Genomic DNA, 26,924 nt, shown 5'->3' with positions numbered 1-26,924 from the left:
GCCGTCGTGCCGAACGCCCAGGACGCGGAGACGGCGCGGGTCCTGGCGCTGGTCGACGAGGCCGTGCACGAGGCGCAGGGCCGGCGCCGGGACGACCTCGCGACCCGGCTCGTGGCCGAGCGGCGGCGCGTGCTGCGCGGCTCCTGCGCGGTCCTGGTGGTGGGCGAGTTCAACAAGGGCAAGAGCTCCCTGGTCAACGCGCTGCTCAACGCGCGGGTCTGCGCCACGGACGCCGACGTCGCCACCGCCGTCCCCACCGTCGTGCGGTTCGGGGAGCAGCTCACCGTCGCCTCCGGCGGAGCGGACGACGCGGCCCGGTCGCCGGTCGATCCTGCGGACACCGAGGCGCTGCAGACGCGCGACGACCGGTCCGCGCCCGCCGGGGCCGAGGTCGTGGAGGTCGCCGTCCCCCGCGAGCTGCTCCGGGACGGGCTGGTGCTGGTGGACACGCCGGGCATGGGCGGCGGCCTCGCCTCCGCCCACGCCGCGCGCGCCCTACGCGCGCTGGCCGGGGCCGACGCCGTGGTCTTCGTGACCGACGCCAGCCAGGAGCTCACCGCCCCGGAGGTGGAGCTGCTGCGCCGCGTCGCGGGGCTGTGCCGTCGGGTGCTGTGCGTCCTCACCAAGCTCGACCTCTACCCCGAGTGGCGGCGCATCCGCGATCTGGACGAGGCCCACCTGCGCACCGCCGGCCTCCGGCTGCCGGTCCAGCCGCTGTCCTCCGCCCTGCGACACCACGGCCTGCGCACCGGGGACCGCAGGGCGGTCACCGACTCCGGGTATCCCCGGCTGGCCGCCTTCCTCCGCGGCACGGTGGCCGCGACGGGCCGGCAGGGCCTCGCGGCGGCCGCGGCCGCCGCGCACAGCGCGCTCAGCCAGCTGGTGGCGGAGCTGGCCACCGCACGAGCCGCCCTGACCGACCCCGCGCGGCAGCGCGAGCAGCTCGAGGCGCTGCGCGACGCCCAACACCGGGCGGAGGAGCTGCGCGGCGGCGGCTCCCGCTGGCTGCAGCTGCTCAACGACCGGATCGGCGACCTCACCTCGACCGTCGACTTCGACCTCGCCATGCGCATCCGCGCCGTCCGCAAGGAGGCGTTCGACCGCCTGGAGACCGCCGATCCGCGACGCGAATGGGTGGAGCTCGAGCCGTGGCTGCACGAGCGGGTCAACGCCGCGCTCGCCGACCACCTCCGGCTGCTGCGCGACCAGGCCGACGAGGTGGCCGACGAGGTGGCCGGCCGGTTCGGCGAGGACGCCTGGCGGCTGCGCGCGCACGCCGACATCGTGCGCGTCACCGACCAGCGGGAGGCCGCGCCGGACGAGATCGGGCTGGCCGCGCTCGCCGCGTCACGGGCGTCCCGCGTCGAGCTCGGGATCGCCGCCGTGCGCGGTGGCTCCACCGGTGCCGTGCTCAGCCACGCCGTCGGGCTGCTCGTCGTTGCCGTCGCGTCCGTGCCGTTGGCGCCGGTGGTGTTCCCCACGGCGGCTCTGCTCGGCGGGCTCTTCGCCCGGACGACGTACCGCGCGGCCCGGACCGCCCAGCTGCGCGCCCTGCGCGCCGAGGCGGAGCGGACGATCTCGCTCCACCTCGACGAGGTGGAGATGCGGGCCCGGCGGGACACCCGCGACAGCCTGCGCCGGATCCACCAGCACCTGCGGGACGTGTTCGCCGGCCACGCCACCGAGCTGCAGGCCTCGGTGCACCGCAACCTGGAGACCCTCGCGCACACGGTCCGCGAGGACCAACAGGGACGGCAGGAGCGGCTGCAGCGCGCCGACGCCGAGCTGACCCGGCTCCGGGCCCTGGCCGGCCGCGCCGAGGCGCTGCTCGGCGAACTGCTCGGCACCGGCCCGGAGGCGGCGCGATGACCACGAGCGGTTCCGAGGCGCTGCCCGCGCGGCTGCGGGCCCTGCTCGCGACCGTCGCGGCGGCCTACGCCGGCACCCCGTCCGCGGACGTCGTCGCCGCGCTGCTGATCCGCCTCGACGAGCCGCTGCGGGTGGCCATCGCCGGGCGGCTCAAGGCGGGGAAATCCACCCTGCTCAACGCGCTGATCGGCGAGCGGCTGGCCGCCACCGACGCCGGCGAGTGCACGCGCGTCATCGCCTGGTACGAGAACGGGCCGGCCGAGCGGGCGTGGGCGCACCCGCGGGACGGCGCCCGGCGGCAGATCAGGATGGACCGCGTCGACGAGCGCACCGTGCTGCAGCTCGGCGGCCTGCGCGCCGAGGACCTCGACCGGATCGTCGTCGAGGTGCCCAGCGCCCGGCTGGAGCGGCTGACGCTCATCGACACGCCCGGCATCGGCTCGCTGTCGGCCGACGTCTCCGCCCGGACGGTCGACGCGCTCAACGTGGTCGACGGCCAGGCGCCGGTGGCCGACGCCGTCCTCTACCTGATGCGGCACCTGCACGCGTCGGACGTCGGCTTCCTGGAGGCCTTCCACGACCACCAGTTCCTCGGCGTGACCCCCGTGAACGCGATCGGCCTGCTGTCCCGGGCCGACGAGGTCGGCGGCGGGCGGACCGACGCCGTCGAGATCGCGGCCCGCATCGCGGCGAACTACCGGCAGGACCCGCGGGTGCGGGGGCTCGTGCAGACCGTGCTGCCCGTGGCCGGCCTCCTCGCGGAGGCGGGGGCCGGGCTGCGGGAACGCGACCACGCGGCACTGCGGGCGCTCGCCGGCGCCGACGAGTCGTTGCTGCTCTCGGCCGATCGGTTCGCCGGGGACGACGGCGCGCCGGTCGACGCGGCCGTGCGGCGCGAGCTGCTGGCCGCCATGGGGCTGACCGGGGTGCGGTTGTCCGTGGCGCTCATCCGCGCCGGGCTGGTGCGCGACGCCGGCGAGCTGGCCCGGGAGCTGCGGCGGCGCAGCGGTCTCGACGAGGTCCGCCACGCGCTGCTCAGCCAGTTCGCCGACCGCTGCGACCTGCTGAAGGCGCAGGCGGCGCTGCACACGGTCGAACGGCTCCTCGACGCCTCGCCGGTGCCCCAGGGCGACCGGCTGCGCGCGCAGGTGGAGGGCATCCTCGCTGGCGCCCACGAGCTGGTGGAACTGCGGCTGCTCAACGACCTGCGGACCGGCGTGGTGCAGCTGCCGGACCCGGCGCTGGTCGAGGAGGCGGAGGTGCTCCTGGGGCGGGCGGGCTCCGGCGCCCGATCCCGGCTCGGGCTGCCCGCCGACGCCCCGGACGACGCGGTGCGGGCCGGCGCGCTCGCCACGCTGCGGCTGTGGCAGCGCCGTGGGGAGAGCCCCGTCGCCGACGCCGCCGTCCAGCGGGTGGCCGCCGTGCTGCGGCGGACCTGCGAGGGGCTGCTCGGCGCTACCGCGGCTCCGGTCCGCCGCCCGCTGCGCACACTGCGGACCAGCTCGGGCGCCTGACGCCGCCTGGCCCCGTCAGGGGACGAGGCCCGGGCCGGCACCCGCCTCACCGCGCCGCGTCCCGGTCATGGCGCTCACGACACCGGCTCGGTCGCCTCGGCCGATGGCTCCGGCTACCCCGGCTCCGTGGTCGGCGGCGGAACGGGCACCGTCGTGGTCGGAACGGGCACCGTCGTGGTCGGGACGGGCACCGTCGTGGTCGGGACGGGCTCCGTCGTCGTCGGGGCGGGCACCGTCGTCGTCGGGCGAGGCACCGTCGTGGTCGGAACGGGCACCGTCGTCGTCGGAACGGGCACCGTCGTCGTCGGAACGGGCACCGTCGTCGTCGGAACAGGCACCGTCGTCGTCGGGCGAGGCACCGTCGTCGTCGGAACGGGCACCGGCGTCGTCGGGCGGGGCACCGTCGTTCCGCTGGGGCCCCCGGTCGCGGCCGGGGGGCCGGAGGCGGTGGTGCGGGCCGCGGTCGGGACGTCTCGCGGCGCCGGGTCGACGGCGAGGGTGTCGTCCGCGGCGGCCAGGGAGGGGACCGCCGTCGCACCGGTCGTGAACTTGACCAGCTGCGCTCCGGGGACCCACTGCCCACCCGCCGGCTGGACGACCCCGGCGACCGGGCCGGTGGAGTCGTTGTAGAAGACCAGACCGTCCTTGGCGATCAGCTCGAGCCCGGGCCCGGGGTTCGCGACGGCTGGTGTCGCGACGACCCCGTCGCCGGCCGTGTCGACGACGACCACCCGCCCGGTGGCCCGGTCGGGCACGAGGACGAACCGGCCGGACTCCACCGGCGTCCCGAGATCGGTCCCCGCGGGCGCGAGCGGCTCGGGCGTGCACGTGCCGGTGTCCAGATCGGCCACGAGGAGCTCGCCCGTGTCGGGCACCGCCGCGAACAGGCGCGCCGATCGCGCCGAGCCGAGCAGCCGTGGCTCGCTGCCGAGTCGCAGGCCCTCGCACGCCCAGGTGGGCACCTCGCCGTCGGCGTCGACCCGCCCGATGCGGCCCTCGGTGGGGTCCACCAGCACCGCCCCGCCCCGGACGGTGACCAGCCGGGCGCTCCGGTCGCCCACATCCCCGGCACGGGTGACCTCCCGGGATCGGTCGACGCGGGTCAGCCCCTCGCCGTCCACGACCCACAGCACGCCGTCCCGGTCCAGCACCGCCTGACCGTCCGCCGGTGCCGCGTCCAGCCGGATGGTCTCCCGCGTCTCGAGGTTGCCGGTGTCGACGACGGTCACCACCTGCCGCGCGCCGTCGACGACGAACGCCTGGTCCCCGTCCGGCAGCACCTGCAGGGGGCCGCCCCCGCCCACCTGCTCCGGCCCGGTGACCGCGTAGGTCGCTCCGTCGATGCGCGCCACCGTCCCCGCCGGCTCGTCCACGACCAGCGCCGAGGTCCCGAGCTGCACGATCGCGGGAACCGCTTCCGAGGCGGCGGCCGACTGCACGTTGCCGATCACCTGCTGGGACGCGCCGTCCACCAGCGTCACCAGGCCCTGCGGTGAGGCCAGCCAGGCCATGCCCGAGGACAGCACCACCTCCGACTGCCGGTAACCACCCAGCCACAGCGAGACCCCGACGAGGCCGGCGAGCGCCAGCGCGGCGCTGCCCCCCAGCCAGCCGGGCAGCCGGCCGCGCCGGGACGACGACGCCGGCGCCCGCATCACCCCACCGCCGCCCGGCTGCGGACGTCCGGAGGTCCCTGGTGGGGACGCCGGACCTTCGGACGGCGGCGCGGGAACAGCGGCCGCGGATCGACGAGCGCGCGCAGCCGGGCCGCGACCGGCAGCGCGGTCCCCAGCTCGTGGCGGATCCGGTGCTCCAGCGTCCAGGCCCGGGCGACGGTGGCCTCGTCGGGCTCGTCATAGGCGAAGACGGCACCGGCCACGAGCGGGGCGAGTTCCGCCACGTGCCGGGACACGGGTGCGGCCGGACTCCCGAGCAGGTCGCGCGCCACCTCGCCGGCGGTGTGCGACGCCGGCACCCGCGCTCCGGCCTCCGCGAGCCGGCCGGCCACCTCGCGCCAGGCTCCGACCACGCGCTGCGCGGGCGAGCCGGACCGGTGCCGCCGCAGCCGGCGCAGCCGTTTGAGGAGCACGATGCCGACGAGAAGGGCGCAGCCGGCAGCCCCGGCGACGACGGCCACGAGACGCACCTGCTCCGCCGGGCTCGTTCCCGACGCGCCCCCCGTGCCGTCGTTCCCGTTCCCGGAACCGGTAGGTGGCGGGGCGGCCTCGGTCGCCTCCAGGTTCACGTCCGTCGACCGCGGTGGGGTCGCCACCTCCGTCGGGGGTGTGGGCTCGAAGGTGGCCCAGCCGTAGCCCTGCAGGTGCACCTCCGCCCAGGCGTACGCGTCCCCGGTGCTGACACGGTAGGAGTCACCGTCCCGGTCCGACGGGCGCAGGAGGTAGCCGACCGCGACCCGCGCGGGGTAGCCGGCGGCCCGGGCCAGGACGGCGAACGCCGACGCGAACTGCTCCGAGCTGCCGACGGCATCCGAGGTGCCCAGCGTCCGGGCCAGGGCGCCGTAGGAGTGCCCCGGCGCCGCCTGCCGGTTGTACTGCCGGCCCTGCAGGAAGGTCTCGATCTGCAGAAGCTGGTGGAGCGGGCTCTCGGCGGGGTCGATCAGGTCGGTCGTCAGCGTGTCCACCCACGGCGGCTTCGCCGGCAGCCGCGTGTAGTCCTCGTCCGCCCGCGTCCGGCTCGGCTCGACATCGAGAGCGGCGCGGTCCAGCGGCCGCACCGCCGCGGTCACGCTGTACCCGAACCCGGCGACATCGGCCCGGGTGCTGACGACCGTGCCGGTCGCGCGGTCGAACGCGAAGTCGGTGCCGGCGAAGCGCAGGGGCTCCCCCACCACCGGCAGGAACGGCTGCGGAAGGCTCGAGACGCCGACCCGGAGACGGACCTGGCTGGCCTCGCTGGGCAACGCCTCCGGGTCGGGCAGCGTGGTCCCGGTCACCTGGAAGCCGCGGGCGCGCGTCCAGAGACTGCCGTCGAACCTGTCGAGGGCGGCGACCCGCAGGCGGTCCAGCGGCGGGTCGCTGTCGTCCAGCACGGTCACGGTGAACAGCGGGTCGTCGGGCTGCGCCAGCTGCTGCGGCCGCACCTCCACCAGGGGGGACAGGACGGCGTTGACCTCGACCGGCGCCCGGTACAGCGACCGCGGGTCCACCCGGTCGTCGCCGGGGGCGATGGGGAGGAACCAGGCGCCGGCCAGCGCCACGGCGGTGACGACCGCGACGACGGGCAGCCCCAGAGCGAGCCGGCCGTACGTCGAGCGGCGCCGGCGGGCCGGCAGATCCAGGCCGACGGCATCGGCGTCGGCCTCGCTGATGCCCTCCCCCTCCGCGACCGACACCCGGTTGCCGCGCAGGACCAGCAGACCGAGGACGACGAGCACGAAGGCTCCGGTCAGGAGCACGCGGGCCCCGCCGCGGGCAGCCGTGAGGGCGAGGCCGAGCACCAGGACCAGGAGCGCGGGCAGCACCACGGGCGCGGTCCGGCGGGTCCGGAGCAGCAGCGCCACGGTGCCCGCCCCCGCTGCACCCACGACGAGGACGGGCAGCACCACCAGGTCGTCGTCGAAGTTGGCGGGCAGGCCGACGGCGAGCATCTTCGGCAGCCCGGTGGCCAGCCCGGAGCCGAACGCCCGCAGCGAGGCCGGGGTCGGCAGGCCGAACCAGCTCAGCGCGCCGTAACCGGCGGCGTGCGCGAGCAGGACCAGCACCGCCGTGACGGCGACCGTGCCCGTCCACCACCGCCAGCCGGCGAGCAGGCACAGCCCGACGAGGGCACCGCCCGCCACCGCCGCCCCGGCCAGCCACGGCAGCCACCGCAACCCGTCGTAGAAGGCGCCGAAGGTCGCCGCGGCAAGCACCACGGCGAGCAGCCCCAGCAGGCACTCGGCCAGGCGCAGCCCGTCGATCCGGACCCGCCGGCGGGCGGAGCCGGTGGACGCCGCGCTGGTCGCCGTCATCGCGTGACCAGCCGGTTCCACGTCGCGGGGAACTCCTCGCTGGTCTCGACGGCGACGACGAAGGCCCCCTGTAACGGAGCCACCCGCCGTCCCGAGGTGTCCCCCACCTGCACGAGCGAGGCCATCTCGAACCGCCCGCGGACGCGGCTGACCGCGGCCCGCATGCCCGCGTCCGGCCGGCCCGTGACCACGGCCAGCGCCAGCCCGTCCTCCTGCGGTGCCATCTCGGGCAGGGCGGCGAGGCCGGGGTCCTCGGCCGTGCGCCGGACACCGGCCAGGAGGTCGAGCATCTCCGGCTTCACGTCGCGCCCCCGCACGACGATCCGCTCGCCCCCCGTCGTCCGGACCTGCAGGGGGAAGCCGCCGTCGGCGGCGGCGACGGCGAGGGAGGCGGCGATCCGGACGGCGTCCTCGAAGGAATCGTCGGTGTACGGCGGGCTGCTGGTGTCGAGGACCACGAGCATCCGGGGCTCCTCGGGCACCACGTTGTGCCGCACGGTGAGCACGCCGAGCCGCGCGGTGGACTTGGCGTGGATGAGCCGGTGGTCGTCACCGGGCTCGTACTCGCGCAGGCTGTGGAACGCCACGCCGCCGCGCGGGGCGGTCGCGCTGGTGGGGCCGTCCATGTCGGTCGACCGCCCGGTCGGCATCGCGGCGACCGGGTGGACGCGGGGATGCACCCGCAGCACCGTGCGCGCGGTGTAGTCGGTGGTGAGGCCCATGAGCCGGAGCGGATCGGTGTGCCCGACGGTGAGCGGGCCGACGGTGTGCAGCCCCCGCCGCGCGGTCGGGAGCGGATAGCTCGCCGACGAGCTCTCGCCGCCGGCGAGGCTGGGCAGCGGAACGGTCAGCCGCCGTCCCCCGACGTGGTCGATGGCCAGGACCGGCGGGCTGCGCCGGGTCGCCCGGTTGATGACGGTGATGACGCCGCGGGAGAGCTCCCCCTCGGTCACCCGCAACGGGCTGATCTCCCGGGTGACGGCCAGATCGGGGCTCAGCACCATCCACAGCGCGGCGACGACGAGCGCCGCCAGGGCGGCGAGGCCGAGAAGGACCAGTTCGGGCCAGTCCAGCCACCAGCCGGCCCCGAGCAGCGCGAGCGTCGCAACGGCGACGCCTCGTCCCGAGCCGGTCAGGATGCCCATCAGACCGGGAGTCGCTGCTGCGGCACCGGCACGGAGGCGAGGACGCCGTCCAGCAGGTCCTCGGCGGTCCGGCCCTGCAGTTCCACCTCCGGCCGCAGCAGCATCCGGTGGGTCAGGACCGCCGGGGCCATGGTCTTGACGTCGTCGGCGGTCACGTAGGTGCGCCCCTCGGTGGCCGCCAGGGCCTGCGCCGCCTGGGCGAGGGCGATGCTCCCGCGGGGGCTCACGCCCAGCCGCAGCTCGGGCATCTTCCGGGTGGCCGCCGTGATCGTGACGATGTAGTCGAGCGCCGCCGGCGACAGGTGGATCTGCCCGGCGATGGCGATCATCTTGAGCAGATCGCCCGTGGTCATGACCGGCTGCAGCTGGTCGGGCGTGCGGCGCTGGGCGCCGCTGACGACCACCTCGACCTCGGCGTCGTGATCGGGATAGCCCACCGGGATCCGGCACATGAACCGGTCGAGCTGGGCCTCCGGCAGGTCGTAGGTACCGCTGTGCTCGACCGGGTTCTGGGTCGCGATGACGCAGAACGGCCGGGCGACGGCGTAGGGCACCGAGTCGACGGTGACCTGACGCTCGGCCATGACCTCGAGCAGCGCCGACTGGGTCTTCGGTGAGGCCCGGTTGATCTCGTCGCCCAGCACGATGTTGGCGAACACCGCCCCGGGGTGGAACACGAACTCCTGCCGGCCGGGGTCGTAGACGAGTGTGCCGGTGACGTCGCTCGGGAGCAGGTCCGGCGTGAACTGGATCCGCTGCATGGCACCGTCGATCGACTGGGAGATCGCCTTCGCCAGCGACGTCTTGCCGACGCCGGGGACGTCGTCGATGAGCAGGTGTCCCTCGGCCAGCACGCAGACCAGCGCCACCTGGACGACGTGGGGCTTGCCGCGGAAGAACGATTCGACGTTGCGGGCCAACTCGGCGTAACGGAGCGCGAACCATTCGACCTGGGCCGACGACGACGAGCCATGTTCTGCCACCATGGCGTCCCCCTGTTTGCCAGGATGGCGAAGCGTACTCGCTCGTTTCGCCGGGAGACACCAGGTTTCGCCGGCAGGCACCACCCTTCGTGGCCGCTGCCGTGAACCGGCAGCCACCGGCTCGCCCACGACCCACGGGGCCGTCCGCACGAGGAGGGGGACTCGTGGACCCGATGCTGCTGATCGAGGACGCCGCGCCGCGGGTCGCCCGGGGCGGTGAGGGTCGGGTTGCGGTGACGGTGCACAACCCGGGCGACGACGCCGACCACTACCGCTTCGAGGTCCTGGGCGACGCCGGCCGCTGGGCCCGGGTCGAGCCCCGGCACCTGTCGGACGTGCCCGCGGGTGGGCAGGCGGCGGCCGAGCTGCTGCTCCGGCCGCCCCCCGACGCTCCCGCGGGAACGACGCCGTTCGCGGTGCGCGGCGTGTCCCTGCGCGACGCGACCCGCTGCGGCCTGGCCGAGGGGGAGGTCACGGTGCGGGGCAGCCGGGACGTCGAGGTGTCCACCGCCGTGGTCGCCGCTCGCGGACGGCGCTCCGGCCGCTACCTCGTGCGGGTCCGCAACCAGGGGCGGGCCACCGCGTCCGTGCGGCTGTCGGCCGCCGACCCCGGCCACGAGCTCGGGTTCGCGCTGGCCCCCGCCGAGCTGACCGTCGACGCCGGCGACACCGCCACGGCCTACCTGTCCGTCCGTCCCCGCCGGCCGAAGCTGGCCGGTCGGGCGGTTCCCCACCGATTCACAGTGGCGCACCGGGGGGACTCCGGGGCCCCGGACCGGGAATCCGTCCGGTTCGAGCAGCGCCCCGTGCTGGGCGCGGCCGGGGCCACCGCCGCGCTGCTCGCGGCGGTGGCCCTCCTCGTGGGGGCCGGGTTCCTCGCCAGGCCGTCCGTCCGTGACCTGCTGCCGGGCGCGGAGGCGCCCACGGCGAGCAGCTCCGGAGCGGCGCCGTCGGCCGAGGCGGGCACGCTGAGCGGGTTCTACGTGCTCTGGGGCACGACCTTCGTCGACGACACGGCCAGCCAGGGCGAGCCCGAGCGGCTGCTCGCCGCGCTGCGCGCCGCGGGCGTGGACGCCCGGATCCTCGACAGCCGGACCACCCCCCAGCTGGCCGGCCTCTCCCGGGCGGCCTTCGTGGTCGTCTCCGACGGGTTCCCGGACGGAGGACAGGCCCAGGCGGTGTGCGCCGGCCACCGCGACACCGCCCCGAACTGTTCCGTCGTCGAGTCCGGCTGAGCCATGGCACCGGGATGACGGCATGTCGCAGACCTACGGCCTCGGGGTCGACCTCGGGACGACGTACACCGCGGCGGCGCTCTGGCGCGACGGGCGGGCGGAGTGCGTCCCGCTCGGGCAGTCGACGATGAGCGTGCCGTCGGTGCTCTTCCTGCGCGACGACGACGTCCTGCTGGTCGGTGACGCGGCCGTCCGGCGCGGCATCGGCGAGCCGGATCGGGTGGCCCGGGAGTTCAAGCGGCGTTTCGGCGACGACGTGCCCATGCTGCTCGGCGATCTCCAGGTCACGCCGGAGGAACTCGCCGGCCAGCTGCTGCGGTGGGTGGTCGACACGGTCACCGAGCGGGAAGGCACCCCACCGGCCCACGTCACCCTGACCCATCCGGCCACGTGGCACGAGCACCGCACCGCGCTGCTCGGGGCCGCCGCGGAGACCGCCGGGCTCACCGACGTCGGGCTGCTGCCCGAGCCGGTGGCCGCGGCGGCGTTCTACGCGTCGACCGAGCGCCTGGAGACCGGCTCCCTGCTCGCCGTCTACGACCTCGGCGGCGGAACCTTCGACGCGACCGTCGTCCGCAAGACCGACGCGGGCTTCGCCGTGCAGGGCGAGCCGCTCGGCGACCCCCACCTCGGCGGCGCCGACTTCGACGAGGCGGTCATGGACCACGTGGCCGCGGTGCTCGGCACGGCCTGGCGCACGCTCGACCTCGACGACCCGGCCGTGGTCGCCGCCCTGGCCCAGGTTCGCGAGCACGCGGTCGCCGCCAAGGAGGCGCTCTCGGTCGACACCGAGGCGTCGGTCCCCGTCGTCCTCCCCGGCGTCGTGCGCGACGTCCGCATCACGCGCGGCGAGTTCGAGACCGCCATCCGGATCCCGGTCCTGCGCTCGGTCGACGTGCTCGCGCAGGCCATCCAGGCCGCCGGGGTCACACCGGCCGACGTCCGGACGGCGCTGCTGGTCGGTGGATCGAGCCGCATCCCGCTGGTCTCGCGACTTCTCCAGGGGCAGCTCGACCTCGACATCGGCATCGATGCGCACCCCAAGTACGCGGTGTGCCTCGGCGCCGCGATCGCCGCCGGCGCCCGGCTGGAGACCGGCTCCACCCCAGCTCCACCGCCGCCGGTTCCCGAGCCCCCGCCGTTTCCCGAGCCCCCGCCGGTCCCCGAGCCGCCGCCGGTCCCCGAGCCGCCGCCGGTCCCGGAGCCGTCCCCGGTCCCGGGCGGACCGGACGCGTCCGGGTGGCCCGAGCCGGAGACGGAGCGCGACCTCGAGTGGGCGCCCGGCCGGGTCGCCGTCGACGTCGCCGACCCGGAGACCGACGTCCCCCCGCCGGCGTCGGTCATGGTGGACATCGACCTGGCGCAGACCGGGATCACCGCCGCCGTCGACGCGCCGGTGGCGACCGATCCCGACCCGCAGCGGTGGGCACCCGTGCTCGCGGCCCGGGACGAACCGCTCCAGGTCCGGCACACCGGTGACCGGCGCCGTGGCCGACGGACCGCCGTGGTGGTCTGCCTCCTCGCGGTCGCCGTCCTCGCCGCACTGGTCCTGCTCGGGAACCGGGCCCGGGCCGCCGCCGCACCGGCGGCCGTGCACTCCGCCGCGGCGCAGGTGTCCGATCCGGCGCGCTGGGCCGGGGCCCCGCCGGCAGCCGCCGACGAACCGGCGCAGGAGAGGTGACCGCCGTGGCCGCCGCCGTGCCGCAACCGCGGAGCGGGCCGGGTCCCCGGCCGCCGTGGCCGACGGAGGCGGGCCTCCGGCGCGGCCGGCTGCTCGACCTCCTGCAGCGGCCCGCCCGCCTGGTCCTGGTCGTCGCGCCGGCCGGCTACGGCAAGACGACCCTGCTCACCCAGCTCGCGGCGGTCCGGCGGACCGGAGTCGCCTGGCTCCGGGTCACCCACGAGGACACCGATCCCGGGCACCTGCTGCACTCGCTCTCCGACGCCCTGCTGCGCACCGGCACGCCGATCGGGCGGACCGGGGACCGGGAAGACCTGCTGCGGGGCCTGGAACGGACGCCGGAGCAGCTCACCCTCGTCGTGGACGACACCCAGCTGATCATCGGCTCACCCGGGGAGGCCGAGCTGGAACGCCTGCTCACGGGGGGCCCGCCGTCGTTCAGCGCCGTCCTCGCCTCCCGCCGCATGCCGGCGCTGAACCTGTGCCGGGCCGAGCTGGGGCAGCCGGTCGTCGTCAGCGGCGACCACCTGCGGTTCCGGTCGTGGGAGGTCGAGGAGCTGTTCCGCGACTTCTACGGCGAGCCGCTGCCGCCCGACGACATCGCGGCCCTGACCCGTCGCACCGACGGCTGGGCCGCCTGCCTGCAGCTGTTCCACCTCTCCACCCTGTCCCGCCCGCTGGTCGAGCGCCGGCGCGCCGTCGCGGCCCTGGCCGGCGGGGCGCGGCTGGCGCGCACCTACCTCGCCCGTACCGTGCTCGACGAGCTGCCCGCGCACCTACGGGACTTCCTGGCCCGCACCAGCGTGTTCGAGGTGGTCACGGCCGCCCGCTGCGACCAGCTCCTCGGCACCACGGGGTCCCAGGCGGACCTCGACCAGCTCGAGCACCTCGGGGCCCTCACGTCGTCCGACGACGACGGCCGGACCTTCCGCTACCACGAGGTGCTGCGCCGCCACCTCGAGAGCGCTCTGCGGGAGCGGCTCGGGGCCGAGGAGGCCGACTGCTGGTACGGCCGTGCGGCGGAGGTCCTGGAGGCGGAGGGGGCGTCGGGCGAGGCGGTCCGCGCCTGCCTGCGGGCCGGGCGGTGGGACCGGGCGACCCAGCTGCTGCGCCGGGCGGGGCGTCAGGTGATCGACACCGAGGCCGGACCGCGGTGGGACGACGTGCTGCCGGCCGAGCTCGTCGACGAGGACCCGTGGCTGAGCACGGCGGTGGCCCGGCGGCTCGCCGTCAGCGGCCGGCTGCAGGCCGCGGCCGGCCGGTACCGGCGGGCCGAGCAGCTCTTCCCCGACCCGGTGGACCGGCAGCGGACCTCCCGGGAACGGCGGCTGGTGGAGCTGTGGACCGACGGCCGGCCGCAGCCGCACCTCCACTGGCTCGACCGGGTGCGTGACGCGGTGGCCCGGTCCCCCGGGGCCTCCCCGGCCGTTCCGGGCCGCGGACCGGGCGACCGGCTGGCCGCGGCGATGACGGCGCTCCTGCGCGGCGACCTGGCCGCGGCCGGCGGACCGCTGCAGGAGGTCCTCTCCGAGGCCTGGGACGACGGTCCCGGACCGGCCTCGTCGGGGCAGGGTCTGGTGCACCTCGGGGCCCGGCTGCTGCACGCCCTCGTCGCCGTGGCCGCAGGGGCGTCGGTCGACGTCGAGGTCGATCGCATCGCCGCGGACGCCGAGCGTCTCGGCGCGACGTGGTTCGTGCGCCAGGCGCGGGTCCTGCGGGGGCTGCAGTCGCGCGACCGGGACCAGTTGACCCGGATCGGCGCGGAGTGCCGGGCCGTGGGGGACGACTGGGGCGGGCTGCTCGCCGACGGGGCCGGGGCGGTGGCCGGGTTGACCCACGGCTGGTCGCCGCCCGGGCTGTTCGAGGAGCTTGCCGGGCGGTGCGACGAGCGCGGCGCCGGAACGCTGCGGGCCTGGATCCTGACGCTGGCCGCGCTCGGCGCGGCCGCGCACGGGGCGGCGGACGCCGCGGCGGCGGTCCGGCGGGCGGACGCGGCCAGCCGCGCCGCCGGGGTCCGGGGCGCCCAGGCCCTGGTCGCGCTGGCCGGGGCCGGTACCGAGCGCGATCCCGGCCGGGCGGTCGCGGAGGCGCGCGCGGCCGCGGTGCGGCTGGGCATCCCCTGGCCGGAGTGGCTGGCCGCGCGCGTGGCGGGGCACGTCGGTGCCGGCGGTTCCCCGGCCGTCGCAACCGCGGCGGTCCGGCAGCGGGACGGCACGGAGCACGGCCGTACCGCTCCGGTGGAGCTGCGCTGCCTCGGCAGCTTCGAGCTGTCGGTGGCGGGCCGGGTCGTCGACTGGAGCGGGGTCCGGCCCCGTGCGGCGAGTGCCTTCCGGCTGCTGGCGCTGCACACCCCGCGCACCGTGCACCGGGACACGCTGCTGCAGCTGTGGCCCGGCCGGGCCGGTGAGCAGGCGACCCACAGCCTCCAGGTCGCCGTCTCCAGCGTGCGGTCCCTCCTGGCCCCCGACGGGCCGCGCGGCGCCTCCCGGCTGGTCGAGCGGAGAGGAGAGGGCTACGCCCTCGTGCTCCCGCCGGGCAGCACGGTGGACGTCGTGGCCTTCGACACCGCGCTGTCCGAGGCCGAACGGGCCCGCGCCGGCCGACGGAGGCCGGAGGAGGTCGCCGCGCTGCGCCGAGCCGTGGCCCAGTACCGCGGGGAGCTGCTCCCCGAGGAGGGCGCGGCCGAGTGGGTGGTCCGGGAACGGGACCGGATGCGGGTCCGGGCCGCGCGGGCCTGCGCGCGGCTCGCCGGGTTGCACCTGGCCGCCGGGGAGCTGGCGGCAGGGGTCACCGCGGCCCGCCGGGGAGTCGAGATCGACCCCTTCGCCGACGAGTCCTGGCGGCTGCTGATCTCCGCCTACGACCGGCACGGCGACAGCGCGGCCGCCGCCCGGGCCCGCCGCGAGTACGCGGAGGTGCTGGACGACCTGGGCGTCCCCGCCGCGCGTGCGAGCCCCTCCCCCGCCGTGTGACGGCTCAGGGTGCGGCCTCCGCGGTGGTCCGCTGCGCGACCTCGACGGTGAACGGCAGGTGCGCCGGACGGGCCTCACGCACGATCGCGGTGAGCCGCTCCACGTCCACCGACGCCGGGATCGGCACGCGCACGGTCAGCCGCAGGCCGGGGACCGGGTCACCGGGCGGCTCGACGTCGGGGTCGTCGGACCAGACCGTGCCGCCGCTGTCGTGGACCTCGACCTGCCCGCCGGTCACGAGCTCCAGGTGGGTACGCAACCCGTCCCGGGTCCCCCTGTCCCGGTGCCGGGCCACAGCCGTGGCGACGATCCGGCGCTTGCGCTCGGCCGGCCAGCTCTCGATCAGGGAGACCCCCACCCACGACGCCAGCCACGGCAGGAAGTCCTCGGGCGTGAGCGCCGGGTCCACGTAGGCGTCGAGGCAGTCGAGAGTGAGGAAGACCGGCGCGAGCACGGTGTCCAGGCCCCGGGTGAGGCCTCGGGTCAGCTCGTCCTCGAGATACACGCCGGGCAGCAGGTCGGCCAGCGGATGCGCCGAGGGAAGTCCGTCGACGGTGCCGCGTTCCACGGTCCCGCCGGTCACGTCGCCGCCTCCACCACGCTGGGGTCGAAGGAGAACGGCAGCACGCCGGGCCCCAGTTCCACCTTGTTGGTCCAGCCGGTCGACCGGGTCCGCGTGGCGGTATCGACCCGGAAGAGGCGCACCGCCTCGGGTGCCTCGACGCCCAGGACCCGCTGCAGGGCGGCGAGCAGCTCGCCGGACGTGACGCTGCGCCCGAACGGCCAGCCGGTGCCCTCCGGTCCACCGCGCAGGGGGTGCAGGCACCGGTGGACCGTCGCCAGGGCGTCCCGCCGGACCCGGCCGGCGTCCGCGGTCGGCGGGACGCGGAGGGAGACCTCGACCGAGATCCACTGGAAGTGCGGCGGAGACACGATCAGCCGCGTCCCGAGCACCCGGCGTTCGTCGAGGTGGGCGGCCACGCGCGCGAGCAGTTCCTTGCTCGGGGCGAAGTCCCCCGGCATGGGGGGCCGGGCCGCGTCACCGGCCAGCGCGGGGACGAGGACGACGCGGATCACCGCCGGCTCGTCGTCCCGGCCGGTGAGCGCCCGGACGCGTGCGACCCGCGGGTCGGCGTCGCGGGCCAGGTACTCGTAGTCGGCCCTGGTCACCGCCCGGTCGCGGGTCCGCAGGAACGCCGGTGCACGTGATCGGGCGCTGTCGAGGTCCTCGCCGTTGACCCCGCCGGCGGCGGCCCGGCGGTTCTCCACCCGCGTCACGACCGGCACCTGGCTGCGCAGGGTCCGGATGGCGCCCCGGAGCACGTTGCCATCGGCGCCCCCGCCGACCCGGTAGGTCACCCGGATCGGCGCGGCAGCCGGGGGCACCGCGCCGAGGCGCCGGATGCGGCCGCCGACGTCCCGCACGGCGGGCGCGAAGACGATCTGCCCGGAGGCGACGTCGAGGACGAAGTGCTCGGCGTCGGCGGCGCCGAGGTCGAACGCCGGTGCCTCGGTCCAGGCGCGCCAGCCGTCCGGCCCGGCCACCTCGACCACCACGGGGCCGTCGAGCACCGGCCCGCGGGCGAGGCCGAAGCGCTGCCCCGGCACCCCGGACGAGAGCCCCACGACCTCCTGGCGGACCGTCTCCTGGTGAACGGCCGGGATCGTGCCGCCGATGGTGAAGGCCGAGATCCGGTGGATCAGCGGGGGCTCCTCGTAGAGCCGCTGCCGCTCGTGCCGCTGGACGACGCGGCACCGCAGCCAGCCGGCCCGGTGCCCGGCGACGAGCGAGGTCCGGTGGCTGGGCGGCACGTGCAGGACGATGTCGCCGGGCTGGTTGAACCCGCCGGTCCCGTCCGCACCCTCCTCGAGCTCGCAGGCCTCCCAGTACCCGCCGTTCCAGGCCTCCCACAGCCACGGCGGGTCGTCGGGGCGGATGCCGGCGCCGCTGGCGTCGCACTCCAGGCGGAGCGTGACCGCGCAGCGCGGGACGGCGTCGGACAGCCCCACCAGGAGCGCGTCGCCCTGCACCGGCACGGCCGAGAACGCCGGCACCGCCGTGCCGACCCGCCAGTCGTCGGTGCGGTCGGTGACTTCCCCGGCGTCCTCGGTCTTCACCGCCAGCGCGGCCATGGCGCAGGGGACGATCGGCAGGTCTCCGGTGGTCTCGAAGGTGATCGCCTCGTCGACGGTGGTCCGCCGTGTCGCGACCTCGGTGCCCGCCGGCACCCGGACGACCTCCTCCTGCGGTGCCGACAGCCAGAAGGTGACCTCGGTGGTCGCCGGGGTCGGCCGCACGAAGGTGAGGCCGAGCAGCTCGAGGAAGCGCACGTAGAGCCGGTCGGGCACGCGGTTGAGTCGGTAGAAGAGCTGGTCGGTCACCATCGCGAACGTCTCGATGAGCGTCACGCCGGGATCGGAGACGTTGTGGTCGGTCCACTGGGGGCAGTGGACCTGCACGTACCGCTTGGCGTCGTCGACGAGGTCCTGGAAGCGCCGGTCGTCCAGGTTGGGGGCGGGCAGCGTCACAGCGCACCTTCCGGCTCGGTCGTCTCGTACCCGGGGATCGCCTCGTGGGTGGGGATCACGTAGAACGGGAAGACGAGGTTGCGCGGGTCGTTCGTCCCCCGGATGCGGTAGCCGATCTCGATGTGCAACGTCCCCTCGTCGGCCATCGAGAAGTCCGCCCGGACGTCCAGGACGTCGATCCGCGGCTCCCAGCGGCCGAGAGCCGCGCGGACCTCGAACGCGATCTGGCCGGCCGTGGCGGCGTCGGCGGGTGCGAAGACGAAGTCGTGGATGGCGCAGCCGAACTCCGGTCGCATCGGCCGCTCCCCCGGCGACGTGGCCAGGATGAGGCGGATGCTCTCCTCGACCTCCTGCTCGTCGGTGACCAGCACGATCCGCCCGGTCACGTCGGTGCGCAGGGGGAAGAACCCCCACCCGGCGCCGACGAAGTCCGCCGCCATGGCCCACCCCCGGATCAGTTGATCTTGACCTGCAGTGCGCTGATGCTGCAGCTCGCGCCGCCGTCGACCGTGACCCCGGTCCGGCCCTTGATCTGCACGTTCTGGCCCTCGAGCGTCAGCGTGCCCGTCGTCGCCTTCACGCTGACGTCGCCCCGGGACTCGATGGTGACCGTGCCGTCGCTGTGCACGGTGACCTGCGTCTTCTGCTGGTCGAGGCCGAGCGTCAGCTTGCCGTCGCCGGTGCGCAGCACGATGCCCTGCGCGCCGGCGGCGCTCTCCACCATCTCCAGCCGGTGCCCGGTGCGGGAGACGAACGCACGCCGGTTCACCGCGCCGGAGTTGCCGTCGATGAGCGTCACGTCGCCGGGGTCGGGCTCGTCGATCCCGTTGTACAGCCCGCCGAGGACGTAGGGGCGGTCGAAGCTGCCCTGCTCGAAGGCGACCAGGACCTCGTCACCCACCTCCGGCACGACGACGGCACCCCGGCCGGCCCCGGCGCCCGGCTGGACGGTGCGGGCCCAGTCGCTGACGAAGTCCTCGGACAGCCAGGGGAAGGTCAGCCGGACACGGGCCCGTTCCTCGGGATCGCGGTTGTCGGAGACCTGGGCGATGACCACGCCGTGGCCGCCGGCGTCCGCCGCGCCCGAGCCGCCGCCCTCGACCACGCCCCAGAGGCTGCGGTCCTGGGCCCCGGTCACGGTGACCCAGGTCGTGTAGCCGGTCTGCTGCTCGAAGACGTGCCGGCTGGCGGTCACCACGTACTTGCCGTCGAAGGGCGCGCCGGCGCCCGCCAGGGTGATCGCGGTGCCGGCCCGCACCGCGGGGTTGCCGCGGATGACCCCCTCCAGCGCGGCGAAGCCCCCGCTGACCTGCTCGGCCAGCGCCGCGGCCGCCTCCTCGACCTCGGACTGCGCGGCACAGGACGTGCCGGCGACGAGCAGCGGCGCCCCGAACTCGCCGGCCAGGTCGGCGGGTCTCGCCCCGGTCTGGGCCGACTGGGTGGCCGCCTTCGCCGTCCCGACCACCGCGCGCTTCGCAGCGGCGTCCCAGCCGCGCACCTCGACCTCCGGCACCTGTTCCCCCGAGGTGACGACCGCCCGGAGCTGCAGCAGGTTGCGCCCGAGCTCGAGCACGAGCGGGTCCTCGACGGCCTTCGTCCCGGCCGGTGCCCTGCTGGCCCGGGTGGGCCGCCGGAACTCGAGCTTGCCGTCCCGGACGGCGACCTCCGCGCCGACCTCGGCGGCCAGCCGGTGCAGGAAGTCCCAGTCGCTGACGTTGCCCTGCGACAGCTGCTGGTGCACCGTCGTCGTCGCGTCGACCTGCCCCACCTGCAGCCCCGCACCGCGTGCGATCTTCGTCGCGACGTCGGACACGGTCATCTCCCGGAAGCCGACGACGCGGCGCCCCCGGGTCAGCCGGTGCGCCCGGTCGAGACCCCGCACCACGGTGAAGGTTCCCGTGCCGTCGTGCTCCTTCTCCAGCGCGGTCACCTCCCCGACGAGCAGCGGCCCCCGCGGGACGACCTCGTTGGACGCGACCGACAGGGACACCGCGCTGCCGATCCGGAGGCCCGACTTCTCCAGCACCACGTTCTCGCCGTCGCGGAAGCGCAGCACGAACAGGTCCGGCATGGCCCGGCTGTCGTCCACCACGCTGCGGACCAGCAGCGGGCGCACGTCGTCGGCCAGCGGCCGGTCGTCGACGGTCACGAGCAGTTCGTTGGTGAAGTCCTGCGCGGGCATGCCGGCTCACCCACCCAGGTCCTCGGCGGCGGGGATGAACAGCGCCGTGCCGGCGGGAAGACGCATCGGGTCGTCGATGCCGTTGCGTTCGGCGATGACCCGCCACACGGTCGGGTCGCCGTACTCACGCCAGGCGATGGACGGCAGCGAGTCCCCGGCGACGACGGTGTGCACGGTCTGCGCGGTCAGCGCACCGGAGGTGGGGTTCTGCCCGGAGTGCTCGCCGGAGATCTCCTCGATGCCCACCGTCGCCGTGGCGCGGATCGGCAGGCCGTCGGGGGTGAAGAGGGTGTACTTCACCGAGACCGAGCTGACGTAGGACGGGAAGCCGCTCATCTGGCCCCAGCTGAAGATCACCCACGGTGGGCTGCCCGGCTTCTTGCGGAGGCTCTCCTTGGTGGGCACGCAGCATGCGAACAGCTGCTCGACCTTCTCCACCACGCTGGCGTCCTGGACGTCGCTGGCGTCGAGGAACATCTCCACGGACAGCTTGCTGGGGTCGGGCCCCTTGAACTGCGGGGGGTCGCTCTTCGCGTTGTTCTTCTGTGAGCCGCGATCCCACTTGGCCGACTTGCTGACCGTCAGCTCGCGGGGGTTGAACTGGAAGTCGATCCGGCCTCGCGACGGGCCGGGGTCCAGGCTGCCCTTGGCCGGCGGCGGGTCCCGGAGGTCGAGCCAGGCGTGCTGCAGCTTCGGGCGCCCGCCGGCGCCCGGCTGCGCGGTCGACGTGGTGGTCGCCGTGGCGGACAGGACGATCTGCTCGGCCATCGGCGTTCCTCAGTTCTGGCCCTTGGCCGCGGGCGCGTCGTCGCGCAGGAAGCCGTGATGGGCGATCTCGAGGGTCTCCGTCGCCACCTTGGGCGAGTCCAGGTTCAGCGAGGGGCCGGTCCAGCGGACCGGGACGACGCCCGCGAGACCCCAGCTCGCCACCTGCACCCCGTCGCCGGTCATCGCCGTGATGTGCCCCGTGGCCTTGTCGAGCGAGGCCCGCTTCGCCCCACCGGCCGTGACCTGCGCGATCCACTTCGCGACCTGCTCGGTCGACCGGGTGAGCGGTCGGCTGAGCTTGATGTTGGGGTACTTGATCCGGGACGGCAGCTGCCAGACGAAGCCGTTGTTCCCGCCCTCCTCGCGCTGCTCGATGACGACCTCGGCGCCGAGGCCCTCGCAGCTGTTGAAGGCCCCGAGGTCCATGTTGTCGAGGGTCACGACGAAGCAGACGGAGACGGCCGGGTCCTGGTCCTGGGGCGGCATGGCGTGCTCCTTGCTCAGTAGCGGAGATCGAGGGCGTGGCCGATCCGCTCACGGTCGAGCAGGAGCTCGGCCTTGAGCTGTCGGACGAGGGGGTCGTGCAGCCGGCGGACGAGCGCGTCGAGTTCGGCCGGGGCCGACGGCACGGCGGCCGGGGCCGCACCCCCCGTCGGCCCCGAGGCCGTCTCAGGCCCCGAGGCCGTCTCGGGTGCGGAGGCCGTCCCGGGAGCGGAGGCCGTCCCGGGAGCGGAGGCCGTCCCGGGAGCGACCTCCTCCGCCCGCTGGACCGACGCCGGTCCGGGCGGCACGGACCCGGCGACGGCGGGGCCGCCGGCGTCCGGCACGGCCGGACCGGGTGCGAAGACGCGCGGGGCCCCGGCCACGGGACTCTCGGACAGCTCCGCTCCGGAAGCACCGCCCAGGAGCGCGGGGGCGAGCAGCTGGTCCGGCGGTCGCTGGTGGCGCTGCACGAGAGGGCTCGGCGCGCCACGTGCCGGCGCAGGCACCGTCGCGCCCGCGTGCGGCGGAAACCGTTCGACGGGGCCCGGCGCCGCGGTCCCCGGGAGCGGCAGGGCCGCCCACTGCACCGAGACTCGACGCCCGCCGTCGGGGGCACGGTCGGCCGTCGGCACACGTGCCTCCCCGGGCGGCGCCGCCGGGGCGGGTGCGGCCAGCAGGCGGAGCACGATCGGCCGTGCGCCCAGCGGGCCCACCTCGGCCGCCGGCCCCGGGCCGCCGCCGGGCGGAAGCGCCGACGCCGCAGCGGGCCCGGCGTCCGTCCCTCCACCGGGCGACCCGCCGGGGAGGTCGGTCGACCAGCCAGGGCCGACGGCAGGCACCGACGCGGTCGGCGCCTCCGGCCCGACCGTCGGTCCGGGCTCCGTCGAAGCGCTCCGGAGCATGACCGGCCGGTCGCCGATCGGACCGGCCTCGTCCACGGCGGCGGTGCCGGTCCCGACGACGGGGTCGGCGCCGCGGCCGGGTGCAGCTACGGGCCAGGACGGACCGGTGCCTCCTCCGGCCGGGGTCGGGAGAACGGCCGCCCGCTGGAGTGCGGCGGGCCCGGGCGTCGGCAGGCCCGTCGGGAGGCCGGCGGAACCGGCAGCGGCGGCGTCGACGGCGCGCTGCAGGCCGGTGCCCCGCGGGGCCCCGCGAGGCGGCGCGGCGTCCGCCCCAGGGCCGGGGCCGTGCGCAGGCTCCATCGCCACCGACGCCATCGGTGCCGCCTCGCCGAGCAGCGGCGCGGGCGCGGCCGTCGACCCGTCCCCGACGACCCCCGTCATCGGGGCCTCGGCCGCCGACCCGGCGTTGGCGTCGCGGTCACCGCCGGCCCGCTGCACCGCGGCCGGCCTGGTGTCGGCCTGCTGCGGCCGTGGCTCCCCCGGGGGCTGGTCCGGCAGCCGGGAGACCGTCAGCGGCGGCGCCGTCGGTCCGCTCCGCGGCACCGGAGCCGCCGTCCCGGACCGGTCCCCCGGCTCGGGCAACTGCCCGCCGAGCGGGGACCCGCCGCCCACCAGCGGGGCCTCGTCGGCCCCGGCGCCGTTCACCGCCACGTCCGCCGGTGCCGCTGGGCTCGCCGGCTCCGGCAGGCCGGTGGTGCCCTCGTCGTGGCGGGTGTCGCCGGGATCCCGCTGCACCGCGGCCGGCGCGGGGCCAGGCGCGGGCGCGGGGTCCGAGCCAGCGGGGTCCGAGCCAGCGGGGTCCGGGGCACCGAGTTGCTCCCCCGGGCGGGGCTGATCCTCCGGCACGCCTGCCGGCACGGAGGGAGACGGCCACGGCACGCTCCCCGGTCCGGAGTCCTCCGGCGCCCCCGACGTCGAGCCTGCTGTGAGGGGCGTAGGGGCCGGGGCCTCCGCCGGCACGGGCGTCGTCATGGATGCGTCGCCGACCAGGGGCACCTCGTCGGGGGGCGTGGCCACTGCCGGGCCGACGTCCGGGTCCGCGCCCTCGACCCGCTGAACAGCGGTCGCCGGCGCCACGGTCGCACGGGGCGCGGGCTCGGGAACGGGAACGGGAGCGCCGGCGGACGGCGGGGCACCGGTCGACCGGGACACCGTGGGGCCGGCCGCCCGGTACCCGGCGGGCAGCGGAGCACCGAGGCCCAGGCGCCGGCGGGGCGGGGGCACGGGTGTCCCCGGGTCGAACGCCGGGGGCTCAGCCGCAGGTCCGGCCGGCTCCGCGAGGAGCGCGGTCGCGGGAGTGGCGGAGCCGGCGATCGGGGCCACTTCCTCCGGCGGCGACCCGGGCGGCGCCACCGGCGACGGCGGCTCGGTCAGCCGCTGCACCGGTTCCCCCGCCGCGCCGTCCGCCGTCGGCGCGGCGTCGTGCGGTACCGGCGCCGATGGTGCGTCGGGTTCGAGCGGCACGGCCGGAACCGGGCACGGGGGCGGCTCCGCCGCCGTGCCGACCGCGCTGACCAGGGGGCTCGCGACGAGCGGAGCGGGCCCGCCTGCGGGCTCCGACCGAGGAGCCGTCGGGGGGATCGGGTGATCGAGAGGGCCGGCGTCCCGCTGGACCGCCGCGGGCAGGGCGGGCCACTGCCGGGCCGGCCGGGCCGGTACGGACAGTGCGGTGACCGAACCGGACGGCGCGTCCGGCGACCGGAGGTGACCCGGCGGATGGAAGAACGAAGGGTTCCGCCAGCTGCCCAGGTGCCGGCTGAACTCCTCCGGGGCCGTGATGAGGAAGGGACCGGTCAGCACCCGCTGCACCGGGGGCAGGTGCTGCCACTCGTGCCGCGCTGGAACGGGCGGCGCCGCGTCGGGAGGCCCCGGAGCGGGCGGCCGACGGGAGAACAGGTCGCGCAGGCGCATGCCGGGTCACCGCCGGGCGGCCGAGGAGGCGTTGATCCGCCCGATCTCGGCGACGAAGCGCTGCCGGTCCGGGTGCTCGAGGTCGAGGATCTCGCTGAGAGGCCAGTGGAAGTGGTAGGCGACGTACGAGACCTCCTCGAGCACGCGCTGCGCCCCGTACGTCACGATTCCCCCACGCGCCCACCCGAGAGGTCCACGGCGAACTCGTGGCCGCACGAGGGACAGGTCGCCTCGGCCCGCGTGTGGCCTTCCGCGTTGACGCGCCGGTAGAGGTCCTGCAGGAACGCGAGGTCGGACGCGAAGAGGTCCTCGACCAGGCCGGCGTGGATGTCGGTGATCGTCCCGAGCCGGGTGATCACCCGCGCGAGCAGCACCACCGAGAGGTACGGGGGGTTCTCCCGGACCCGGTCGTCCCGCAGGGGTACCAGCTCGTCGCGCGCGGTCGCCAGCCGCATGGAGCCGGTGCGGTGCACCGTCCCGCGGTCGTCGACGTAGCCCCGGGGCAGGACGAACGGGAACTCCGTGCGGAACACCGGCCCGGGGGCGATGGGCGCCGGCTCTGCCGCGGGCGCCGGACGGCCGAGGCCCTCGGCCGTGCTCAGGACCCGCCTCATCACTCGACGTCCAGCGCCTCGTAGGTGACGACCAGCTTCTCGGTGAGGACGCTCGTGTCGCCGGCCTTCATCGTGTTGATCTCGAGCGACTTGGGCCAGCAGTTCGTGAGCTTGTACCGCTTGAGCGGCTGGCCCTCGAAGTCGTAGACGATGACCGAGCCGCCCTTGCGCGCGCTGCCCATCTTGCCGAACCGGGCGTCCTGCACCCACTTCTCGAAGCTGTTGTCCTTGGTCAGCCCGCGGGTGAGCGTGATCTCGCCGGCCTTGAAGCGGCCGGGCAGCTTCTTGATGACGAACTTGCCGTCGGCGGCCATGTTGGACTTGCTCTCGATGACGTCCTGCTCGATCTTGAGGCCGGAGACCTCCTGGATCTGCTTGATCACGACGCCGTCGATCTCGATGCCGAACGAGTGGCCGACCGAGCTGTCGAGGTCGGGAAGTGTCATGCCGGTTTCCCTCCTTGGTCAGACGCGGGCCGCGTCTGTCATTCCGCGACGAGGCTCGTGCCGCCGGAGAACTGGGCGAGCCTGAAGATGACGAACTCGGCCGGCTTGACGGGGGCCACCCCGACCTCGCACACGACCTGGCCGGCGTCGATGCCCTCCGCCGGGTTGGTCTCCCGGTCGCACTTGACGTAGAACGCCTCGTCGGGCGTGAGCCCGAACAGCGCGCCCTTGCGCCACTCGTTGACCAGGAACGCGCTGATCGTGCGGCGGATGCGCGCCCACAGGGCGTCGTCGTTCGGTTCGAAGACGACCCACTGGGTCCCGTTGAGGATCGACTCCTCGAGGTAGTTGAACAGCCGCCGGACGTTGAGGTAGCGCCACTCCGCCTCGGAGGACAGGGTGCGCGCGCCCCAGATGCGGATGCCCCGGCCGGGGAACGCCCGGATGCAGTTGACCCCCATGGGGTTGAGCAGGTCGTTCTCCCCCTTGGTCAGCTGGATCTCGGGGGCGATCGCCCCGCGGATGACCTCGTTGGCGGGCGCCTTGTGCACCCCGCGGGTGTCGTCGTTGCGCGCCCAGACCCCCGCGACGTGCCCGCTCGGCGGCACGGCCCGGTTCTTGCCGCTGATCGGGTCGAGCACGGTGAACCAGGGGTAGTACATCGCGGCGAACTTGGAGTCGTAGCCGGCCTTCTGCATGCGCCACTCCCCCACCTGTTGGGGGCTCAGGCCCGGCGGCGGGTCGAGGATGGCCACCCGGTCGCCCATGAGCTCGCAGTGCTCGATCATCTTGATCTGCACCGCCTGCACCGCGTCGAGGTCCACCGCGCCGCTCTGGTAGGCGCTCATCAGATCCGGGACCGCGATCATGGTGACCTGGTCGACCGCCTCCAGGCCGGAGAAGCCGGTCCGGTCGGCGACGTCGCCCACGTAGTCGTCGGTGGTGATGCGGTGTGGGGGCGGGAGCACGGCCGGCGGGGCGCTGAGCGTGACGCTGGCCGGTTCCGGCCGGGCGACCGTGCCCGGGCTCGGGACCTCCTCGATGGTGATCAGCTTGGACTCCTGGGACACCCGGGTCAGCACGCTGTCCTTGCCGCGCTTGGTGCTGACCCGGTCGAACGTCTCCTCCACCTTCGGGCCGCGCCGCACGACGAGCTTGAACAGGTCCTCGGGCGGTTGTTCCTCGCCCTCGGCCGGCGACGCCGGTTGGACCTCCACGGTGATGTCGCCCCGGGGGGTGCTCCCGCCGCTCGACAGCTCGACGACCCGGTAGGGGCCGATCACGCCCTCGCGCGGTGGGCTGATCGCCGCGGGGTTGTCGTTGCCCCGGGCGCCGTTGCCCTGGCCGTCCCCGGCGCCGTCCTGACCCACGCGGACGACGTAGGCCGAGCCGCCGCCGTTGGCGAAGAAGCCGTACACGGCGTGGGCGAGATACCCACCGTCCAGGAAGCCGCCGAACCGATCGGTGAACTGGCTCCAGTTGGTCACGAGGCTGGGCTCGTTGAACGGGCCGGACTGCGCGAACCCCACGAAGCTCGCCACGGCGGTGCCGACGCCTTCGATCGGCCGGGAGCCCGCCGGGACCTCCTCGACGAACACCCCCGGTGACAGGTAGTTCCCCATGACGCCTCCTCGTCGACCACGCCGGTCGCCGCCGAGCGTGCCGTCCTGAGGGCGCGCCGGGAGGGGACGGCCGGACGGGCGACAGGGCACACGTCGGT

20 protein-coding genes are annotated in these 26,924 nt (G+C 75.7%); 5 read left to right on the top strand and 15 right to left on the bottom strand.

Features of this window, described 5'->3' with window-relative positions; genetic code table 11:
* Nucleotides 1-6 precede the first annotated feature (6 nt).
* On the top strand, nt 7-1,869 hold the full coding sequence (locus tag BMZ50_RS05495; protein ID WP_091322108.1) for a dynamin family protein: 1,863 nt from the start codon (nt 7-9) through the stop codon (nt 1,867-1,869).
* Complete coding sequence (locus tag BMZ50_RS05490) at nt 1,866-3,383, top strand: dynamin family protein (RefSeq protein WP_091322106.1); 1,518 nt, start codon at nt 1,866-1,868, stop codon at nt 3,381-3,383. Before BMZ50_RS05495 ends, BMZ50_RS05490 begins: the two co-directional genes overlap by 4 nt.
* A gap of 113 nt (nt 3,384-3,496) precedes the next feature.
* Here BMZ50_RS05490 and BMZ50_RS05485 read toward each other — a convergent pair whose 3' ends face one another.
* Genes BMZ50_RS05485 through BMZ50_RS05470 form a run of 4 tightly spaced genes read right to left on the bottom strand, consistent with a single transcriptional unit; the run spans nt 3,497 to nt 9,484 of the window.
* A complete protein-coding gene (locus BMZ50_RS05485; RefSeq protein WP_091322104.1) occupies nt 3,497-5,038 on the bottom strand; it encodes an NHL repeat-containing protein in 1,542 nt (513 codons plus the stop codon).
* The gene (locus tag BMZ50_RS05480) at nt 5,038-7,374 is read right to left on the bottom strand and encodes a transglutaminase TgpA family protein (protein ID WP_143087084.1); all 2,337 of its coding nucleotides are present in this window, start codon (nt 7,372-7,374) and stop codon (nt 5,038-5,040) included. The genes BMZ50_RS05485 and BMZ50_RS05480 overlap by 1 nt, the downstream gene beginning before the upstream one ends.
* Nucleotides 7,350-8,498, bottom strand: a complete 1,149-nt coding sequence (locus BMZ50_RS05475; RefSeq protein WP_218146114.1) for a DUF58 domain-containing protein — start codon at nt 8,496-8,498, stop codon at nt 7,350-7,352. Before BMZ50_RS05475 ends, BMZ50_RS05480 begins: the two co-directional genes overlap by 25 nt.
* Entirely contained in the window at nt 8,498-9,484 is a 987-nt protein-coding gene (locus tag BMZ50_RS05470; protein ID WP_091322100.1) for an AAA family ATPase, read from the bottom strand. The genes BMZ50_RS05475 and BMZ50_RS05470 overlap by 1 nt, the downstream gene beginning before the upstream one ends.
* Nucleotides 9,485-9,645: 161 nt before the next feature.
* Between BMZ50_RS05470 and BMZ50_RS05465 the strand changes: the two genes are divergently transcribed.
* The 3 genes from BMZ50_RS05465 to BMZ50_RS05455 are packed head-to-tail and all read left to right on the top strand — an operon-like array spanning nt 9,646 to nt 15,369.
* Complete coding sequence (locus BMZ50_RS05465; RefSeq protein ID WP_091322098.1) at nt 9,646-10,716, top strand: COG1470 family protein; 1,071 nt, start codon at nt 9,646-9,648, stop codon at nt 10,714-10,716.
* A 22-nt stretch (nt 10,717-10,738) separates the two neighbouring features.
* Nucleotides 10,739-12,397: an Hsp70 family protein gene (locus BMZ50_RS05460; protein ID WP_091322096.1), complete on the top strand. Its 1,659-nt coding sequence runs from the start codon at nt 10,739-10,741 to the stop codon at nt 12,395-12,397.
* Nucleotides 12,394-15,369, top strand: coding sequence for an AfsR/SARP family transcriptional regulator (locus BMZ50_RS05455; RefSeq protein WP_091322093.1), 2,976 nt, complete (start codon nt 12,394-12,396; stop codon nt 15,367-15,369). The genes BMZ50_RS05460 and BMZ50_RS05455 overlap by 4 nt, the downstream gene beginning before the upstream one ends.
* 4 nt (nt 15,370-15,373) lie before the next feature.
* On the opposite strand, the gene BMZ50_RS05450 is transcribed toward BMZ50_RS05455, so the two are convergent.
* The 11 genes from BMZ50_RS05450 to BMZ50_RS05400 all read right to left on the bottom strand — a co-directional run bounded on the left by BMZ50_RS05450 (nt 15,374) and on the right by BMZ50_RS05400 (nt 26,826).
* Nucleotides 15,374-15,952, bottom strand: coding sequence for a phage tail protein I (locus BMZ50_RS05450; RefSeq protein ID WP_218146113.1), 579 nt, complete (start codon nt 15,950-15,952; stop codon nt 15,374-15,376).
* On the bottom strand, nt 15,949-17,898 hold the full coding sequence (locus tag BMZ50_RS05445; RefSeq protein ID WP_091322091.1) for a putative baseplate assembly protein: 1,950 nt from the start codon (nt 17,896-17,898) through the stop codon (nt 15,949-15,951). Before BMZ50_RS05445 ends, BMZ50_RS05450 begins: the two co-directional genes overlap by 4 nt.
* Nucleotides 17,895-18,338 carry a GPW/gp25 family protein gene (locus BMZ50_RS05440; RefSeq protein WP_091322089.1) on the bottom strand — a complete coding sequence of 148 codons (444 nt, stop codon included), beginning with the start codon at nt 18,336-18,338 and terminating at the stop codon, nt 17,895-17,897. Before BMZ50_RS05440 ends, BMZ50_RS05445 begins: the two co-directional genes overlap by 4 nt.
* Nucleotides 18,339-18,352: 14 nt before the next feature.
* Nucleotides 18,353-20,080 carry a VgrG-related protein gene (locus BMZ50_RS05435; RefSeq protein ID WP_091322087.1) on the bottom strand — a complete coding sequence of 576 codons (1,728 nt, stop codon included), beginning with the start codon at nt 20,078-20,080 and terminating at the stop codon, nt 18,353-18,355.
* Nucleotides 20,081-20,086: 6 nt separating this feature from the next.
* Complete coding sequence (locus tag BMZ50_RS05430; RefSeq protein WP_091322085.1) at nt 20,087-20,848, bottom strand: CIS tube protein; 762 nt, start codon at nt 20,846-20,848, stop codon at nt 20,087-20,089.
* Nucleotides 20,849-20,857: 9 nt separating this feature from the next.
* The gene (locus BMZ50_RS05425) at nt 20,858-21,334 is read right to left on the bottom strand and encodes a phage tail protein (RefSeq protein ID WP_091322083.1); all 477 of its coding nucleotides are present in this window, start codon (nt 21,332-21,334) and stop codon (nt 20,858-20,860) included.
* Nucleotides 21,335-21,348: 14 nt separating this feature from the next.
* On the bottom strand, nt 21,349-21,477 hold the full coding sequence (locus tag BMZ50_RS24965) for a hypothetical protein (RefSeq protein WP_281245396.1): 129 nt from the start codon (nt 21,475-21,477) through the stop codon (nt 21,349-21,351).
* Nucleotides 21,478-24,150: 2,673 nt separating this feature from the next.
* Complete coding sequence (locus tag BMZ50_RS24025; protein ID WP_091322080.1) at nt 24,151-24,309, bottom strand: DUF6760 family protein; 159 nt, start codon at nt 24,307-24,309, stop codon at nt 24,151-24,153.
* Complete coding sequence (locus BMZ50_RS05410) at nt 24,306-24,758, bottom strand: hypothetical protein (protein ID WP_091322078.1); 453 nt, start codon at nt 24,756-24,758, stop codon at nt 24,306-24,308. Before BMZ50_RS05410 ends, BMZ50_RS24025 begins: the two co-directional genes overlap by 4 nt.
* Nucleotides 24,758-25,204: a phage tail protein gene (locus tag BMZ50_RS05405; protein WP_091322076.1), complete on the bottom strand. Its 447-nt coding sequence runs from the start codon at nt 25,202-25,204 to the stop codon at nt 24,758-24,760. Before BMZ50_RS05405 ends, BMZ50_RS05410 begins: the two co-directional genes overlap by 1 nt.
* A gap of 38 nt (nt 25,205-25,242) precedes the next feature.
* The gene (locus BMZ50_RS05400) at nt 25,243-26,826 is read right to left on the bottom strand and encodes a phage tail sheath family protein (RefSeq protein ID WP_091322074.1); all 1,584 of its coding nucleotides are present in this window, start codon (nt 26,824-26,826) and stop codon (nt 25,243-25,245) included.
* Between the last annotated feature and the right edge of the window lie 98 nt (nt 26,827-26,924).

The sequence above is a fragment of the Geodermatophilus ruber genome (assembly GCF_900114385.1).
In the GTDB taxonomy this organism is placed as follows: domain Bacteria; phylum Actinomycetota; class Actinomycetes; order Mycobacteriales; family Geodermatophilaceae; genus Geodermatophilus; species Geodermatophilus ruber.
Note: the sequence above shows the minus strand (reverse complement) of the source record. Positions and strands in the feature narration are given on the sequence as shown.

Coding starts and splice junctions, on each gene's coding strand:
- BMZ50_RS05410 (WP_091322078.1), bottom strand. CDS start 24,758: ATGAGGCGGGTCCTGAGCACGGCCGAGGGCCTCGGCCGTCCGGCGCCC.
- BMZ50_RS05405 (WP_091322076.1), bottom strand. CDS start 25,204: ATGACACTTCCCGACCTCGACAGCTCGGTCGGCCACTCGTTCGGCATC.
- BMZ50_RS05435 (WP_091322087.1), bottom strand. CDS start 20,080: ATGCCCGCGCAGGACTTCACCAACGAACTGCTCGTGACCGTCGACGAC.
- BMZ50_RS05475 (WP_218146114.1), bottom strand. CDS start 8,498: ATGGGCATCCTGACCGGCTCGGGACGAGGCGTCGCCGTTGCGACGCTC.
- BMZ50_RS05400 (WP_091322074.1), bottom strand. CDS start 26,826: ATGGGGAACTACCTGTCACCGGGGGTGTTCGTCGAGGAGGTCCCGGCG.
- BMZ50_RS05440 (WP_091322089.1), bottom strand. CDS start 18,338: ATGGCGGCGGACTTCGTCGGCGCCGGGTGGGGGTTCTTCCCCCTGCGC.
- BMZ50_RS05470 (WP_091322100.1), bottom strand. CDS start 9,484: ATGGTGGCAGAACATGGCTCGTCGTCGTCGGCCCAGGTCGAATGGTTC.
- BMZ50_RS05460 (WP_091322096.1), top strand. CDS start 10,739: ATGTCGCAGACCTACGGCCTCGGGGTCGACCTCGGGACGACGTACACC.
- BMZ50_RS05490 (WP_091322106.1), top strand. CDS start 1,866: ATGACCACGAGCGGTTCCGAGGCGCTGCCCGCGCGGCTGCGGGCCCTG.
- BMZ50_RS05430 (WP_091322085.1), bottom strand. CDS start 20,848: ATGGCCGAGCAGATCGTCCTGTCCGCCACGGCGACCACCACGTCGACC.
- BMZ50_RS05485 (WP_091322104.1), bottom strand. CDS start 5,038: ATGCGGGCGCCGGCGTCGTCGTCCCGGCGCGGCCGGCTGCCCGGCTGG.
- BMZ50_RS05425 (WP_091322083.1), bottom strand. CDS start 21,334: ATGCCGCCCCAGGACCAGGACCCGGCCGTCTCCGTCTGCTTCGTCGTG.